The 15,556-nt window shown below is 75.2% G+C and carries 12 protein-coding genes; 3 read left to right on the forward strand and 9 right to left on the reverse strand.

From position 1 onward, the window contains the following. Positions 1-518: 518 nt before the first annotated feature. Positions 519-2,360: a DUF2398 family protein gene (locus ACFVUH_RS00800; protein WP_387910241.1), complete on the reverse strand. Its 1,842-nt coding sequence runs from the start codon at positions 2,358-2,360 to the stop codon at positions 519-521. Positions 2,361-2,622: 262 nt separating this feature from the next. Here ACFVUH_RS00800 and ACFVUH_RS00805 point away from each other — a divergent pair, with 262 nt between their 5' ends. Then, positions 2,623-3,393 (forward strand): lysoplasmalogenase, encoded by a 771-nt coding sequence (locus ACFVUH_RS00805; protein WP_387910243.1) that lies wholly within the window; start codon positions 2,623-2,625, stop codon positions 3,391-3,393. Positions 3,394-3,465: 72 nt separating this feature from the next. On the opposite strand, the gene ACFVUH_RS00810 is transcribed toward ACFVUH_RS00805, so the two are convergent. From ACFVUH_RS00810 to ggt, 3 genes are all read right to left on the reverse strand, one after another. Continuing rightward, positions 3,466-4,116 (reverse strand): hypothetical protein, encoded by a 651-nt coding sequence (locus ACFVUH_RS00810; RefSeq protein WP_355365947.1) that lies wholly within the window; start codon positions 4,114-4,116, stop codon positions 3,466-3,468. 217 nt (positions 4,117-4,333) lie between these two features. Continuing rightward, positions 4,334-5,137: an exodeoxyribonuclease III gene (locus ACFVUH_RS00815; protein ID WP_355365944.1), complete on the reverse strand. Its 804-nt coding sequence runs from the start codon at positions 5,135-5,137 to the stop codon at positions 4,334-4,336. Between the two features lie 146 nt (positions 5,138-5,283). After that, positions 5,284-7,074, reverse strand: coding sequence for a gamma-glutamyltransferase (ggt, locus tag ACFVUH_RS00820; protein WP_387910245.1), 1,791 nt, complete (start codon positions 7,072-7,074; stop codon positions 5,284-5,286). A gap of 227 nt (positions 7,075-7,301) precedes the next feature. On the opposite strand from ggt, the gene ACFVUH_RS00825 reads away from it, so the two are divergent. Further along, positions 7,302-8,129 (forward strand): hypothetical protein, encoded by an 828-nt coding sequence (locus tag ACFVUH_RS00825; protein ID WP_387910247.1) that lies wholly within the window; start codon positions 7,302-7,304, stop codon positions 8,127-8,129. Between the two features lie 101 nt (positions 8,130-8,230). Here the strand turns inward: ACFVUH_RS00825 and ACFVUH_RS00830 are convergent, their stop codons facing one another. From ACFVUH_RS00830 to ACFVUH_RS00845, 4 genes are read right to left on the reverse strand one after another with little or no spacing between them, the layout of a single operon-like run. After that, entirely contained in the window at positions 8,231-9,337 is a 1,107-nt protein-coding gene (locus tag ACFVUH_RS00830) for an ROK family glucokinase (protein ID WP_387790060.1), read from the reverse strand. Continuing rightward, on the reverse strand, positions 9,334-10,260 hold the full coding sequence (locus ACFVUH_RS00835; protein WP_387910248.1) for an ATP-binding cassette domain-containing protein: 927 nt from the start codon (positions 10,258-10,260) through the stop codon (positions 9,334-9,336). Before ACFVUH_RS00835 ends, ACFVUH_RS00830 begins: the two co-directional genes overlap by 4 nt. Beyond that, a complete protein-coding gene (locus ACFVUH_RS00840; protein ID WP_380679203.1) occupies positions 10,257-11,297 on the reverse strand; it encodes an ABC transporter permease in 1,041 nt (346 codons plus the stop codon). Before ACFVUH_RS00840 ends, ACFVUH_RS00835 begins: the two co-directional genes overlap by 4 nt. Continuing rightward, positions 11,294-12,307: a substrate-binding domain-containing protein gene (locus tag ACFVUH_RS00845; protein WP_380679236.1), complete on the reverse strand. Its 1,014-nt coding sequence runs from the start codon at positions 12,305-12,307 to the stop codon at positions 11,294-11,296. The genes ACFVUH_RS00840 and ACFVUH_RS00845 overlap by 4 nt, the downstream gene beginning before the upstream one ends. Positions 12,308-12,679: 372 nt before the next feature. Here ACFVUH_RS00845 and ACFVUH_RS00850 point away from each other — a divergent pair, with 372 nt between their 5' ends. Continuing rightward, positions 12,680-13,804: an alpha/beta hydrolase gene (locus tag ACFVUH_RS00850; protein ID WP_387910250.1), complete on the forward strand. Its 1,125-nt coding sequence runs from the start codon at positions 12,680-12,682 to the stop codon at positions 13,802-13,804. Between the two features lie 113 nt (positions 13,805-13,917). On the opposite strand, the gene ACFVUH_RS00855 is transcribed toward ACFVUH_RS00850, so the two are convergent. After that, positions 13,918-15,528: a PucR family transcriptional regulator gene (locus tag ACFVUH_RS00855; RefSeq protein ID WP_387910252.1), complete on the reverse strand. Its 1,611-nt coding sequence runs from the start codon at positions 15,526-15,528 to the stop codon at positions 13,918-13,920. Positions 15,529-15,556 lie beyond the last annotated feature (28 nt).

The raw sequence follows: 15,556 nt of genomic DNA on the forward strand, positions 1-15,556 counted from the left end.
CCCGCAACGCCACCGGCAGCCGAGAACGGGCGCACACGGCACCGGGAGAAAACAGCCGCTGCCCGACCGCCGGCAAGCCCGGCAGGGTGCCCAGCCGCCCACCCCGCACGACCGGGGCCACAGCGACGGGCCCGGCCGTCGGCGAAGTGAGGCGACCGGGGGCCGGCGGGCCCGCCGGCCCCAGAGGCGCCCCTCGGCCCGCACCAGGCATGGCAACCGGGACCGTACCGACAAGCCCTGACGGACCGGACGCGAAGGCGGCGGCTGCAACGAGACATGGCAGCCGAGGTCGCAACGGTGCCCCCGCCCCGGGACCGTGGCCGCCCCGCCGCGACCGGCCACTCAACGGCAAGGTCGGACGAGCAGGCCGACTCCAGTGGGATACCGGGGCGCCGACGGTGCGCTGTGGGCCGCGCCAGCAGGCAGGCCGGCCGAATCCGGCCGGGCGCGGAGGCACAGATGACAGCCCTCGGGCCGCAGAGCCCCGGGGCCTCGGGCGGCCGGGGCCGGGTGGGGGGTCAGGCGGGTTGGCCGGCTCGGGGGGCGGCAGGGGCGGGGATGGTGATGTCCGGGGTGGGGCGGGAGTGGCGGCCGGTGCCCGGGGTGGGGAGGAGATCGGGGGCCGGGGCGTAGCGGGCGGCGGGGGCGCGCAGGAGCCAGCCCGAGGGGCGGGTGGTGATCAGACCCATGCGGTGCAGCAGGTCGAGGGCGTCGCGGCGCAGGGCGGTGCGGTCGGCGAGGTAGTCACGGCGCCAGCCCGCCGGGAGGCCGTACTCGTCGGCGATGTCGCCGAGCACGCCGTCTATCAGCGCGTCCGGGACGGGCACGTCGGCGCCGGTGGTCTCGCCGGGCAGCGGGCGGACCTCCTCGACCAGGCGCTCGACCAGCAGCAGCGCCGCCTGGGCGGCCGTCCCGGCACCGGACAGGGCGAGGTCGGTGAGTTCCTCCGCCGGGTCGAGGAGGGCGACGCCCTCGGCCCGCTGCTCCGCCTCCAGGCCGAGGAAGTCGGCGAGCGCGGCGGGGCCGGAGTGCCGGTGGTCGCGCAGCCAGGCGCGCTGGTCCCCGGGCAGGTCGGCGGCCAGGACGGCGGGGGTCTCGGCGAGGCGGCGGCGGACGGCGGTACCGGGCTCGGCCTCGGCGGCGCGGCGGATGAGGTCGGCGGCGTCGTCGGCGAGTGCGGGCGGGCCGGCCGGGACGGCGCGGGCGAGCTCCCGGTCGACCGTCAGGACGCCCGAGGCATCGCCGGGGCCGGTGGCGAGGCCGGTGGCGTGGCCGGTGACAAGGTCGGCCGGAAGGTCGGTGAGCACCTGCCAGTCGGCGAGCACGGCGAACGCCATGGCGAGGTCGGCGGGCCCGGTCGACGGGCCGGGACCGATGCCCGGACCGATGCCGGGGTCGGCGGCGTCCATCGCGGCCAGCAGGCGGCCGAGCGGGAGGCGTTCGGGCGCGTCCACCAGCAGGGCCAGGGCCAGGGCGAGCCGGGCGTAGCCGCCGGGGGTGAACGGGGCGCCGGTGGCAGGGTGTTCGAGGCGGCGGACGGCGCCGGGGCCGGGGCCGGCCTTGTGCAGACGGGCGTGCCAGGGGCCGACCACCAGGGGGTAGCCGAGCAGGGTGTCGAAGCGCTCGGTGAGCCAGTCGCGGTGACGGCGGATCAGCGGGAAGCCGTCGGCGTGCGGTCCGGAGGCGGTGACCAGCGGGTGGGCGAGGAGCAGCCGGGCGGCGATCCGGCGTTCGGAGGCGGTGGTGACGGCGGAACGATCCTGCGGTACGACGGCGGCGGCGGCCCGCGACTGTTCGGGTTTGCGGTGCCGCCCGGGCCTGCCCGGTTTGGCGCCGGAGAGCACGACGGGCAGCGCGGCGGCGTCGCGGCGGGCGCGGCGCAGGCCGGGGGCGGTGCGCGGTTCGCGGGTGCGCAGCGGCGCGGGGGTGTGCGCGGTGGGGCCGTGCCACCAGCTGACCTCGGCGGCGGACGGTTCCGCAGGATCGGAGGGATCGGTGGGAGCGGTGGGACCGGCGGGTTCGGCGGCGGACGGTTCGGCGGGGGCACCGAAGTGACGGGCCGGGTAGAGGCCGAAGGAGGCGGCGCAGAGGTCGTCGGCGGTGCCGGGGTCGGCCTCCGCGAACCAGCGTGCGAGCCGGAGCAGCGCCGGGTCGGGCGAGAGTTCCCCGGGTGGCGCGGCCGGGGCGTCCGGGTCCTGCGGGGCGTCAGCTCCGGTCGCGGCGCCGGGTACGGGGCCGCAGGCGGGTTCGCGTACGGCGACGACGGCGTCGGTGGTGCTCCGCCCCGCCCCGCCCGTGCGTCCGTCCGACGTGCCACCGGCCGTCCGTGCGGCGCCGGTCGCGTACTCCTGCTGCTTCATGTCGGGGACCAGACTAGACGCTGGGCGCGGCCCCCGCTGGCAGCCGCCCGACGCGCGGCGACATCCGGCCGGAGGCGGGGAGGACGGCGGGAGGACGGCAGGAGGAGGGCGGAAGGACGGCGACCCGTCACCCCGGTGGCCCCGCCCGCCCTACGCACGGGTAACAATCTCTTCCGAACCCCTTTCCCGTCCCCTATCGTGCCCGGCACGGGCCACCCGCCCCCACCACCCGCTCCCCCACCCGTCCGGAGGACACCGCCGCATGAGCATCCGTACGACCACCCGCGCCGTTCTCGGCGGCCGGCTTCGCTCGGCCTCCGGCCTGCTCGCCGGCTTCGCCACCACCTCGGCCGTCCACCTGGGGGCGCTGCTGAGCGACACCCCGGCGCTGCGGCACGCCACCAAGCCGGCGCTGATGCCGCTGCTGGCCGCGCAGAGCGTCGCCAGTGCCGCCGCGGCCGGCCGGAAGGCACCGAAGCTGCTGGCGCCGGCGCTGCTGGCGAGCGCGGGCGGGGACGTGCTGCTCCAGTTCGGCCAGGACGCGACGTTCCTGGCCGGAATGGGCTCGTTCGCGGCGGCGCACGTCTGCTACGTGACGATGTTCGCCGGCCAGGGTGCGCTGACCGACCGGCGCCGGACGCTGGTGGTCGCAGCCGCGTACGCGACGGCCTGGGCGTCGATGGTGGCCCTGCTCTGGCCGGACCTCGGGGACCTGCGGATCCCGGTGGCCGGGTACAGCCTGCTGCTGGCGTCGACGGCGGTGACCTCGGCGGGGCTGGGCGTGCGGACCGGGCTGGGCGGGGCGCTGTTCCTGCTCTCGGACACCCTGATCGCCACCAAGCTGGCCCACTGGCGGGAGCTGCCGGGCCACGAGTTCTGGATCATGGCCACGTACATCCTGGCGCAGTATCTGCTGGCGACCGGTGCGCTGCGGGCCGCCGAGGCCCAGGAGGACCGGGAGTCCCCGGAGGGCCGGGAGGGCCGGGAGGACGAGGAGGACCGTCGGGCGCGGGAGGCCCAGCAGACCGTCTGACCGCGCGAAGGTGCCGCCGGACGGTTCGTCCGGCGGCACCCGCCCGCGGGCCGCACCCGTGGGCGCCTTCCCTCAGGCGGACCCGGCGCCCGCGCGGCGCCGCAGCAGCCAGAAGCCGCCGACCCCGCCCGCGACCAGCAGCGCGCCGCCCGCCAGCTCCACCGGGTTCGCCGCGATCGAGCCGCCCAGGCCGGTCTTCACCGCACCGTGCGGGGCGACCTGCTGACTGCCGGCGCCGGACTGCCCGAGCGAACCGGCCCACTCACCGGCCGCCTGGCTCCACCCGCCGATCCCCGAGGGCGCGGAACCGCCGGCCGCGCCGGACCCGCCGTGCGCACCGGAGCCGCCGGACCCGGTGGACACCGAGACCGTGGTCACCGTGACGTTGGTGGCGAACACGGCGCCGTCGGGGCAGGTGCCGTCGACCTTGTTGTCGCCGCCGTACTTGTCCGCCAGCCGGGCGGAGCCGGTGTGCTTGCCGTCGGAGCCGAGCGTGAGGGTGGCCGGGCCGCCCTCGAAGGCCTGGGAGTTGGCGGTGATCGTCTTGGCGTTGGGCTTGTCGGACTTCTCACAGGCGACCGTGACCGTCACGGTCTGGCCCGGTGCGGCCTGGGACGGGCTGACCGAGGCGGCGCCGTCCTTGGCCAGCGCGAGGGGGGCCGTCAGGCCGGTCAGCAGCGTCGCGCCGATCAGGGCGGCGGCGGCCGTACGCGTGGGGCGCATACCGGAACCTCCGGAATTCTCTCGGGCGCGGCCGGGGACTCCGACGTCCCCGTGATCGATCAACCGCACCCGGTCACTCACCGACGGTAGGCACCCGCTCCACACCCGGCCACCGCTCTGGCCCGTTCGAGCGAGACGCGGGCACCCCGCGACCCGCGAGCCGTCACCCGCCGGCCGTCACCCGGACCAGGCCGGCGGATCAGGCCGGAGGAGCAGGTCAGAGGTCCAGATCGACGACGACGGGGGCGTGGTCCGAGGTGCCCTTGCCCTTGCGCGCCTCGCGGTCGACGTAACTGTCGGTGACGGCGTCCACGAAGGGCTTGTTGGCGTACGTGAGGTCGATCCGCATGCCCCGGTTCTTCGGGAAGGCCAGCTGCCGGTAGTCCCAGTAGGTGTAGGGGCGGTCGTACTTCAGCGGGCGCGGCACCACGTCGTGCAGCCCGGCCGCGTCGAGGGCGGCGAGCGCGGCCCGCTCGGCGGGGGTGACGTGGGTGAGGCCCTCGAAGGCGGCGATGTCGAAGACGTCCTCGTCGCTCGGCGCGATGTTGAAGTCGCCGAGCACGGCGAAGGGGCGCTCGCCGGCCGCGTCCTCCAGCGAGGCGAGGCGCAGCGCCTCCAGCCACTCCAGCTTGTAGCGGTAGTGGGCGTGGTCGACCTCGCGGCCGTTGGGCACGTAGACCGACCAGACCCGGACCGGGCCGCAGGTGGCCGCGACGGCACGGGGCTCGACGTCGGGCAGCAGGGCGTCGTCGGCGAGGTAGCCGGGCTGCCCGGGCAGGTCGCGCACCACGTCGTCGAGGCCGATCCGGGAGACGATCGCCACGCCGTTCCACCGGCCGGTGCCGTGCGCGGCGGTCTCGTAGCCGAGCTCGCGGACCGGCTCGTACGGGAAGGCGTCGGCGGCGCACTTGAGCTCCTGGAGGCAGAGCACGTCGGGCTTGGCGCTCTCCAGCCATTCGAGGAGCTTGGGCAGCCGCGCGGTGACGGAGTTGATGTTCCAGGTGGCAATGCGGACGGTCACGGCGGGCGGCCTTCCCGGTGGCGGTTCGGTACAGGGGTGGACGCCCGCGTGGACGGCCGGCCCGTGGGCGGCTGCCCCGGTGCACCGGCGGCCCGATGGACGCCCACCCCGAATCTACCGAACGGCACCGACAGTCCCGCCCGGCGTCACGGCGCGGGCCGGACCACCGCCGCCGAGCCGCCGCCGCGGCGCACCGGTTCGGCGGCGGCGCGCCAGCGCCCGTCCGGCAGCCGCTCGACGCCGGTCGCGGCGCCGATCTCCGGCGTGCCGGTGAACACATGGCCGAGCGCCTCCAGCCGGGCCCGTTCGGGCAGGGCCAGGAAGGCCGGCTCGGCCTGGGTGGCGGCGGTGTTGCGCTGGCTGGCGCGCGGCGCGGCGATCGCCTGCTCCAGGCTCAGGCCCCGGTCGAGGCGGCCGAGCAGCACCTGCAGGGTGGTGGTGATGATGGTGGCGCCGCCGGGCGAGCCGGCCGCCAGCAGGGGCTCGCCGTCGCGCAGCACGACGGTCGGCGAGAGCGAGGAGCGCGGCCGCTTGCCGGGGCCGGGCAGGTTGGGGTCGGGCACCCCGGGGAACAGCGGGGTGAAGTTGAAGTCGGTCAGCTCGTTGTTGAGCAGGAAGCCGCGGCCGGGGACGGTGATGCCGCTACCGCCGGTCTGCTCCAGGGTGAGGGTGTAGGAGACGACGTTGCCCCAGCGGTCGGCCACGGTGAGGTGGCTGGTGCTCAGGCCCTCGTAGGGCTCGGCGGCGGGTGCCGGGGCGGCGTCCGGGCAGCCGGCCGGGTGGCGCGGGTCACCGGGGGCGACCGGGCTGGTGAGCGCGCGGTCGGGGCTGATCAGGCAGGCGCGGGAGGCCGCGTAGCGCGCGGACAGCAGTTCCGCGGTCGGCACGTCGTTGAACGCCGGGTCGCCGACCCAGCGGTTGCGGTCCGCGAAGGAGAGCCGGGAGGCCTCCAGGAAGTGGTGGTAGTACTGCGTGGCGTCGTAGTCGGCGACCTCGCCGTCCTCCAGGATGCCGAGCGCCTCGCCGACGGTCGTGCCGCCGGAGCTGGAGGGGGCGATCGAGTAGAGGTCGTAGTCCCGGTAGGCGACGTGGGTGGGCTGCTGGCGGCGGACCCGGTACGCGGCCAGGTCCGCGGCGTCGACCTGGCCGGGGCGGGCGGTCCGGCCGGAGGCGGGGTCGACCGGCGGGTGCTGCACGGTGCGGACGATGTCCTCGCCGATCGCGCCCCGGTAGAGCGCCCCGGTGCCCTCCTTGCCGAGCTGGCGGTAGGTGGCGGCGAGGTCGGGGTTGCGGAAGGTGGAGCCGACGGCGGGCAGCGCGCCGCCGGGCAGGAAGAGCTTGGCGGTGTCCGGGAAGTCCTTGAACCGGGCCTGGTTGAGCGCGGTCTGGTCCTGGAAGGTCTGGTCGACGGTGAAGCCCTGTTCGGCGATCCGCTGGGCGGGCTTCAGCGCCTCGGCGAAGCTGCGCCGGCCCCAGAGTCCGACGGCGGTCTCCCAGGTGGCCGGGGAGCCCGGCACGCCGACCGACAGGCCGCTGGTGACGGCGTCGGCGAACGGCAGCGGTGCGCCGTTCTCCAGGAAGAGCGACGTGTCGGCCTTGCGGGAGGCGGTCTCCCGGCCGTCGATGGTGTGCACCCGGCCGGTGGCGTGGTCGTAGTAGACGAAGTATCCGCCGCCGCCGATGCCGGCCGAGTACGGCTCGGTGACGCCCAGCGCGGCCGCGACCGCGACCGCCGCGTCCACGGCGTTGCCGCCCTTGCGCAGCACCTCGATGCCGGCGGCCGTGGCGTCGGCGTCCACGCTGGCCACCGCCCCGCCCCAGCCGACCGCCTCGGGCACCTTGGCCGGCGGCGGCGCCGCCCCGGCGGGTCCGGCGGTGGACCACACCAGGGCGGTGGTGAGCAGGAGCGGCGGGGCGATGCGGGCCAGTGCTCTCATCCGATACTCCTCTGAGTCGACGTCAACTCCGTTGTTTCACAGGAGGCATGGCCCCGACAACCGTGCCGCGTCACTACCAACGGGTAGTTGACAACCCCGGGGAGAACTCACCGAACAGCCGATCACATTTCAAACCCAAACGAGTGAAGAAATGAACAGCTGCTCATGTGGGCGATAGCTTGTGCTCGCACCGCACGCTTTCCGCACCCGAAGGACGCGACTTCCCCGTGTACCCCCCTCCTCCGCCGCCGTTCCCGCCTGCCGCACCCCCGGTGCCGCTCCGCCCCTGGTGGCAGCGGCGCGGCGTGCACGTCGCGAGCTTCCTCGTCTTCCCCTTCGCGAGCTTCCTGATCGCCTGGACCCGGCCCGCCCGGCCGCTCTGGCGGAAGCTGCTCAGCAGTGCGGTGGCGGCGTTCTGCTGCCTGGCCTGGATCGGCGCGGTGACCAACCCCAAGCCCGCCGAGCAGCCGTCGGCCCCGGCCGCCGCCACCGCGTCCGCGAGCCCCTCTCCCACCGAGACGCCGACGCCGACGGCCGTGCCGACCGAGACGGCCGCCCCGGCCCCGGTACCCGCGCCCGCCGAGACGGCGGCGCCGGAGCCGACCCCGGAGTCGACGCCGACCGCCCCGCCGGTCGCAACGCCGCCGGCCCCACCGGCCGCACCGACCTCGGCCGCGCACCCGCAGACCCCGGCGCCGCCCGCAGCGCCCGCCCCGACCTCGAAGGCCCCCAGGCCTACCCAGGCGGCCCCCACCGCCCCGCCCGCCGACGGCGGAGGCGCCGGCAGCACCACCGGCGGCTCCGGTACGGGCGGTGGCGGTTCCACCTCCAGCGGCGGCACCACGGGCGGCAGCACAGGCGGTGACGGTTCGTCCGGCGGCTCGACGCCCGGCAGCTCGACGACCGGCGGCTCGTCCACCGGCGGGAGCGCCGGGACGGTCCACCAGGGCTCCTTCTGCGCGCCGGCCGGAGCGACCGGCGTCACCACCGCGGGCACGCCGATGGTCTGCGGCCCGGACGCGAACGGCCGCAACCGCTGGCAGCGCGCCGGCTGACAACTGACAACTTTCAGCTGACGGATAACAGCTGACAGCTAACGTCATCTGTTATCTGTCAGCTGTTATCCGTTACTCGCCGGCTGTCACCCGCCCCGCCGCTACGGCACGGCGCGCTCCACCCGCCGCCGCTTGATGGTGCGAAAGCGCCGGGCGACCTGGCGGGCCAGGTCCGCGGCGCCGACCAGCCCGGCCTCGTTGCCGAGCGCGGCGTGCACGATGGCCGCCTCGGGCCGGAAGCCGCGGCCGGTGAGGGTGCGGCGGAAGGTGTCCCGGGCCGGGCCGAGCAGCAGGTCGCCGGCCTCGGAGACGCCACCGCCGATGACGAAGCGGCCCGGGTCGAGGGCGGCGGCCAGGTTGGCGATGCCGACGCCGAGCCAGGTGCCGACCTCGTAGAGCAGCTCGGTGGCGGTCGGGTCGCCGGCCCGGGCGGCCTCGGTGACCAGCGGGCCGGTGATGCCCTCGACGGCGCCGCCGGCCCGGGCCAGCAGCGGCTGGACCACCGGGGACTCCTCGGCGACCAGCTCGCGGGCGTCGCGCACCAGCGCGTTGCCGGAGGAGTACTGCTCCCAGCAGCCGCGGTTGCCGCACGGGCAGCGGTGGCCGCCCGGCACCACCTGCATGTGCCCGAACTCGCCGGCCAGCCCGTACTTGCCCCGGTCCACGTAGCCGTCGCGGACGACGGCGCCGCCGATGCCGGTGCCGAGGGTCAGCATCACCATGTGCTCCTCGCCCCGGCCCGCGCCGAAGCGCCACTCGGCCCAGGCGGCGGCGTTGGCGTCGTTCTCGACGATCACCGGGAACCGCAGCCGGGCACTGAGCGCCTCCCGCAGCGGTTCGCCGCGCCAGTTGAGGTGCGGGGCGAAGAGCACGGTGGAGCGCTCGGCGTCGACCCAGCCGGCCGCGCCGATGCCCACGGCGTGCACGTCGTGCCGGTCGGCGAGCTCCAGCACCAGCTCGACGATGACGTCCTCGACCACCTTGGGGCTCTTGGACTTGTGGGGCGTGTCGGTGCGCAGCTTCTCCAGCACCTTGCCCTCGCCGTCGACCACGCCCGCGACGACCTTGGTGCCGCCGATGTCGACGCCGATGGTCGGCAGCCGCAGCACGCCGGCGGGAAGCGCCCGGCGGCGGCGCTCGGCGCGCGGGCCGAGGCCGAGCAGGGTGGGCAGGACCGGCGGCCGGTTGCCGCCGTGGGGGCTGGTCACGGCTGCGGACGCTCCTTGCCGGGATCGGTGGTCGGGCCGGCGGTCGGATCGGCGGTCGGGGCGACGGGACCTGCGGTCGGGCCGACGGGGCCGGGACCGGGGGCGTCGGCCCGGGACAGCTCGTGGGAGAGCTCGGCGAGGTCGGAGCCGCCGGCCATCTCGGTGGTGAGCTGTTCGAGGCCGATCTCCGCCCTGGGGTGGCTGCCGGCCATCCGGCCGCGCTTGAGCAGGGTGAAGTGGTCCCCGACCAGGTACGCGTGGTGCGGGTTGTGGGTGATCAGCACCACGCCGAGGCCGGCGTCCCGGGCAGCGGTGACGTACTTGAGCACCACCCCGGACTGCTTGACGCCGAGCGCGGCGGTCGGCTCGTCCAGGACGAGCACCTTGGCGCCGAAGTGCACGGCACGGGCGATGGCCACGCACTGGCGCTGGCCGCCGGACAGGGTGCCGATCGGGCGGTCGACGTCGGGCAGGTCGATGCCCATGTCGGCGAGCGCCCGGCGGGTGGTGGCGCGCATGCCGTCGGCGTCGATCCGCAGCCCGCCCCAGCGCTTGTACCCCTGCTCGGAGCCGAGGAAGAAGTTGCGCCAGACCGGCATCAGCGGCACCACGGCGAGGTCCTGGTAGACGGTGGCGATGCCGCGGTCCAGGGCCTGGCGCGGGGAGTCCAGGCGAACCTCCTCGCCGCCCACCGTGAAGGTGCCCTCGTCGTGCCGGTGCAGCCCGGCGATGATCTTGATGAGGGTGGACTTGCCGGCGCCGTTGTCGCCGAGCACGCAGCTGATCTCACCGGCCCGCAGGGTCAGTGAGACGTCCTCCAGGGCGCGCACGGTGCCGTAGGTCTTGCCGACGCCGGTGAGCGCGAGCAGCTCGGCGGGCGGGGTCGGCGCGGCGGGCGAGGCCGACTCGGTGGGCGAGGTCATCGGGGCCCCCGTTCGGCACGGCGCTTGACCAGGGAGTTCAGCAGGGCGGCCAGCAGCAGCATCGCACCCAGGAAGAACTTGAACCAGTCGGGGTTCCACTGGGCGTAGATGATGCCCTTGCTGACCATGCCGAAGATCAGCGCGCCCAGCGCGGAGCCGACCACCGAGCCGTAGCCGCCGGTGATCAGGCAGCCGCCGATGACGGCCGCGACGATGTAGATCAGCTCGTTGCCGACGCCCTCGCCGGACTGCACGGTGTCGAAGGAGAACAGCAGGTGCTGCCCCAGCACCCAGGCGCCGAAGCCGACGAACAGGTAGAGCACGGTCTTCGTCCGCGCGACCGGGACGCCCACCGCGCGGGCCGCGGCCGCGTCCCCGCCGACCGCGAAGATCCAGTTGCCGAAGCGGGTGCGCAGCAGCACCCAGCTGCCGGCCAGCAGCAGGCCCAGCCACCACCACACGGTCGCCTTGATCGTCAGCCCGCCGACGGTGACCTCGGAGGCGAACAGCCAGCGGCAGGAGGCGAAGCCCTGCATGTCGGAGATCGGCTTGGTGGAGACGGTGCCGGAGACCAGCTTGGTGACGCCGAGGTTGGCGCCGGTCAGCATCAGGAAGGTGCCGAGGGTGACGATGAAGCTGGGCAGCTTGGTGCGCGCCAGCATCCAGCCGTTGAACAGGCCGACCGCCAGCGTGACGGCCAGCGAGACCAGCACGCCCACCCAGGTCACCGCGGTGAGCTGGTAGGAGACCATCGAGGAGGTCAGCGCGGCGGTGGTGACCAGCACGCCCGCCGACAGGTCGAACTCGCCGCCGATCATCAGCAGCGCCACCGGCACGGCCATGATCCCGATGGTGGAGGCCGCGTACAGCACGGTGCCCAGCGAGGAGACCCGCAGGAACGGCTCGGCGACGGCGGCGAAGACCAGGAAGACCGCGGCGGCGGCGATCAGCGCGCCCAGTTCCGGCCGGCCGGCCAGTCGGCGCAGCGCGGCCGGGCGCTCCCGGCGCTCGGCGGCCAGGACGTCGGTGCTGCTCACCTGGTCCCCCTCGCGACGTACTCGGCGAGGGCGTCCGCGTTCTCCTTGGTGAGGATCTGCGGGCCGGTGGCCACCGGCTGGCCGCCGCCGAGCATGTTGAGGTTGAAGCGGTAGAGCCAGATCAGGTCGACGCCCTCGTAGCCCTGGAGGTAGGGCTGCTGGTCGACGGCGAAGCCGACGGTGCCCGCCTTCAGGCCGGCCACCACCTGGGTGCCCAGGTCGAAGGTGTCGAGCTCGACCGGGCGGCGGGCGTCCTGGATCGCCTGCAGACCGGTGGCGGCCATCGGGCCGGAGAGGGTCAGCACGGTGTCGATCGCCGGGTCGGCCTGCAGCTTGGCGGAGATCGCGGCGCGGGCGTCGGGCATGTTGACGCCGTCGACGTACAGCACCTGGAAGGCGCCGCCGGCGGTGCTCTGCGCACCGGAGCAGCGCTGCTCCTGGCCGACGTTGCCCTGCTCGTGGATCACGCAGAGCACGTTCTTGCGGCCGCGCTCGGACAGCGCGCCGCCGGCGGCCCGGCCGGCGGTGGCCTCGTCCTGGCCGATGTGGGTGAGCGCGCCGAACTTCGCGGAGAACTCCTGGCCGGAGTTGATGGTGATCACCGGGATGCCGGCGGCCTTGGCCTTGGCCAGCACGTCGGCCATCGCGTCGCCCTTGGCGAGGGTGACCAGCAGGCCGTCGACCTTCTGGTCGATGGCGGCCTGGACGAGCTGGACCTGGTTCTGGGTCTGCGCGTCGTTGGAGTACAGGAAGGTGATGTTGTCCTTGGCGGCGGCCTGCTCGGCGCCCTTGCGCACGGTGTCCCAGAAGGCGTCGCCGGCGCCCGCGTGGGTCACCATCGCGACCTTCCAGCGGGGGGTGGTGACGGCGCCGCCGGCGGCGGCCGCGGCCTTGGCGCGGGCCTCCTCGGCGCGTCTGCCTCCGGTGCTGCTGCAGCCGGCGACGGCGACCGTGAGGGCCAGGACGGCCAGCGCGGCGGCGGCGGGCCTCAGCCGGCGGACGGGACTCATGCGGGTTGTGCTCATCCCCATAGTCTCGCTTCCCCGCGGACGCGCGTTCGCACCGCCTCGCCCGGCGGGCCGATCCGTCCGGACGGTATCGTGCCCTGCGGGGGGATTCCTGGGAGTCCGCTGAGTACGGCGTCCGGGTGGAGCCCGCCAGGATGGCAGACTAGGGCGGACCCGAAAAGGGGGGCTTCGCGTGAACGTGATGTTCCTCTCAGGTTCCGCACAGATTCCGACGGCAACCGATCCCCGTTTCAGGCCGTCTGATGCCATTGAGGTGGCGGTCCGGGCGAGTGGGGCCCGGGCGGCTTCGAACCCGGATACGAGAACTTCATGCAACTGACAGGTACGCCATTCTTCATCTGCACGGTCGTTCTCGTGCCGATCTCCATCGCGGTGGCGATGTGGTTCTGGGGCCGGGTCAAGGGCCCCGAGCCGGTGCGCGTCCTGTCCAGGCTCGCCATGCTGGTGTTCTGCCAGGTCACCGCGGTGGTCATGGTGTTCGTCATGGTCAACAACGCCAACCTCATCTACGGCAACTGGGACGATCTGCTCGGCACCGGCAACCACGTGCGGGCCGTGCCCCCCGTCCCGCCGCAGGAGCCGGCCGCGGCGGGCCAGGGCACCGCGGCCCCGGCGGGCGGCGGTGGCGGTGCGCCGGCGGGCGACGCGGCCCACCCGGCGGCCAACAAGGTCCAGCAGTCCTTCCGCGGCGTGGACGACCCGAAGGTGCCGGGCGACGTCCAGAAGACCGATCTCAAGGGCCAGTTGTCCGGCGTCGACGGCGAGGTGCTGGTCTGGCTGCCGCCGCAGTACAACGACCCGGCGTTCAAGGACAAGAAGTTCCCGGTGGTCGAGCTGATCCCCGGCTACCCGGGCTCCTCCTCCACCTGGTACGGCACGCTCAAGGTCTCCGAGCAGCTGAAGCCGCTGATGCAGCAGGGCAAGGTGGCGCCGTTCATCCTGGTCTCCCCGCGCACCCTGCTGCTGGGCAACCACACCGACGCGGGCTGCACCGACGTGCCGGGCAAGGTCAACGCGGACACCTGGCTGACCCGGGACGTGCCGCAGATGATCCTGGACAACTTCCGGGCCGACCCGTCCGCCGACCGCTGGGGCATCGCCGGCTACTCGGCGGGGGCCCACTGCGCCGCCAAGCTCTCGCTGGCGCACCCGAACCGCTACCGGGCCGGTGTCAGCCTCTCCGGCTACAACGACCCGGCGACCGAGAAGGACTCGCTGGTCGGCAAGGACGCCAAGCTGCGCGAGGCCAACAACCCGGTCAGCATCCTGAAGGGCTCCGCCCAGCCGCCGAAGGTCTCGCTGTACGTCTCCGGCAACAAGGGCGACGGCTACGAGGACGGCCAGGCGATCGCCGCCGCCGCCAAGGCGCCCACCACCGTGCAGGTGGTCGAGACCACCGGCCCGCACTCCAGCGACGTGTGGAAGGACATGGTGCCGGGCGTCTTCGAGTGGCTGACCGGCGTCATCCCGGTCCAGTAGCCCGGTCGGGCCGGTCGGACCGGTCGGCCCGTTCGGCCCGTTCGGCCCGTTCGAGGCGAAGCGGCCCCGGAGCGTCCTCGCGCTCCGGGGCCGCCGTCGTTCCCGCCGGGCGGCTAGGCGAGTTCCAGCGCCAGGTAGAAGTCCACCCGGTCCTCCAGGCGGGACAGGTCGCGGCCGGTCAACTCCTCGATGCGGCCGATCCGGTAGCGCAGCGTGTTGACGTGGACGTGCAGCTGGGCGGCGCACCTGGTCCACGAGCCGTCCGAGCGCAGGAACGCCTCCAGGGTGCGGACCAGGTCCCCCTGGTGCTCCAGGTCGTAGGCGAGCACGGTGTCCAGCAGCCGGCTGCGGAAGGCCCGGCGGACCTCGTCCGGCACGGCCGCCAGCAGCAGCACGTGCGAGGCCAGCTCCTCCGGCCCGGCGACCCGGACCCGGCCGGCCCGGGAGGCGGCGATCCGGCCGGCGTGCCGGGCCTCCTCCAGCGCGCCGCGCAGGCCGGCCGCCTCGCGGGCGGGGGCGGAGACGCCGAGGGTGATCCGGCCCTCCGCGCCGAGCCCGGCCTCCAGCGGGGCCAGCAGCTCGCGCAGCGCCTCGGCGGCCACCGGGCCGTCCTGCGGCGCGGGCATCACCACCACCGCACCGGTCCCGGCGCCGGCGACCAGCGCGCGGTCGGCGGCACCGTCCAGCGCCTCCTCCAGGACGGCCCGCACCGCGCCCTCGGGCAGGCCGGTGCCCTCGGCGCTTAGCACCAGCCAGGCGCCGGCCGCCGCCGTCGCCCCGGACCCGGGGCCCTCGTCGCGGGCGGTCATCGCCGAGGACGCGTACAGGGTGCGGCCGATCTCGGCCGGCTCGGCGTCGCGCCGCAGCAGGGCGAGCAGCTCGTCGGCGAGACGGCGGCGCAGCCGGCGGCCCTCGTCGCGGCGGTGGCGCTCGGCGGCGACCAGCCGGGCGAGGTTCTCGGCGAGCTGCTGGCGCTTGGCGGTCCACTCGGTGACGTCGCCGGCGACCACGAGCACCCAGTCGGCGAGCGGGGACGGGGCCGGCGTGGACGGCGCCGGCGCGGCGGCGGGCGCGGGCAGCAGCGAGTAGGTGCCGGCCGCCAGGCGCACCCGGTGCGGGGGGCGGCGGTGCTGGCGGCGGGCGGTGAGGTGGGCGCGGACCAGCTGGTCGCGGTCCCCGGCGGGCAGCCGTTCGGCGGGGCCGGCGATCACCGCGCCGGTCGGGCCGAGCACCCAGCAGTCGAGGTCGAGGTCGCCGCCGAGCAGGTCGAGCACGGCGTCCAGGCCCCCGCCGCCGGCCGCCGAGACCAGCAGCCGGTGCCGGTCGACCAGGGCGGCCAGGTCGGCGGCCCGGTCGGCGGAGACCTGGCGGCCGACGAACTCGGTGACGGTGCCGAAGGCGATGTCGTCGGGCACGGCGAGCAGTGGCATCCGGTGCCGGCGGCAGGCCTCGACGAGGTCCTCGGGGACCGGCCCGACCTCGGCCTCGCCGGCCGCCAGGGCGACCGCGCCGCCGGCGGCCAGGGTGCGCACGAAGCGCTCGGAGTCGGCCGGGGCGGTGCGCCAGAGCATGCCGGTGAGGACCAGCTCGCCGCCGTGCAGGTACCGTCCGGGGTCGTGCAGGTCGGTCGTCATCACACCGCTGACCTGCCGGTCCAGCTCCTCCTCGGCCGCGAGCAGGCGCAGGCGCGGGGCGCCGGGGGCGAGCAGGTCACGGACACGCATCCGCGGGCTCCTTCAGGGGCAGGGGGTG

Origin of the sequence: Kitasatospora sp. NPDC058032, from assembly GCF_042885845.1 — a bacterium.
Classification (GTDB): domain Bacteria; phylum Actinomycetota; class Actinomycetes; order Streptomycetales; family Streptomycetaceae; genus Kitasatospora.

What these genes read in the sequence shown, in the direction of transcription:
- ACFVUH_RS00800 (WP_387910241.1), bottom strand. Translation starts at nt 2,360, where the DNA reads ATGAAGCAGCAGGAGTACGCGACCGGCGCCGCACGGACGGCCGGTGGC.
- ACFVUH_RS00805 (WP_387910243.1), top strand. Translation starts at nt 2,623, where the DNA reads ATGAGCATCCGTACGACCACCCGCGCCGTTCTCGGCGGCCGGCTTCGC.
- ACFVUH_RS00845 (WP_380679236.1), bottom strand. Translation starts at nt 12,307, where the DNA reads ATGAGTCCCGTCCGCCGGCTGAGGCCCGCCGCCGCCGCGCTGGCCGTC.
- ACFVUH_RS00855 (WP_387910252.1), bottom strand. Translation starts at nt 15,528, where the DNA reads ATGCGTGTCCGTGACCTGCTCGCCCCCGGCGCCCCGCGCCTGCGCCTG.
- ggt (WP_387910245.1), bottom strand. Translation starts at nt 7,074, where the DNA reads ATGAGAGCACTGGCCCGCATCGCCCCGCCGCTCCTGCTCACCACCGCC.
- ACFVUH_RS00835 (WP_387910248.1), bottom strand. Translation starts at nt 10,260, where the DNA reads ATGACCTCGCCCACCGAGTCGGCCTCGCCCGCCGCGCCGACCCCGCCC.
- ACFVUH_RS00810 (WP_355365947.1), bottom strand. Translation starts at nt 4,116, where the DNA reads ATGCGCCCCACGCGTACGGCCGCCGCCGCCCTGATCGGCGCGACGCTG.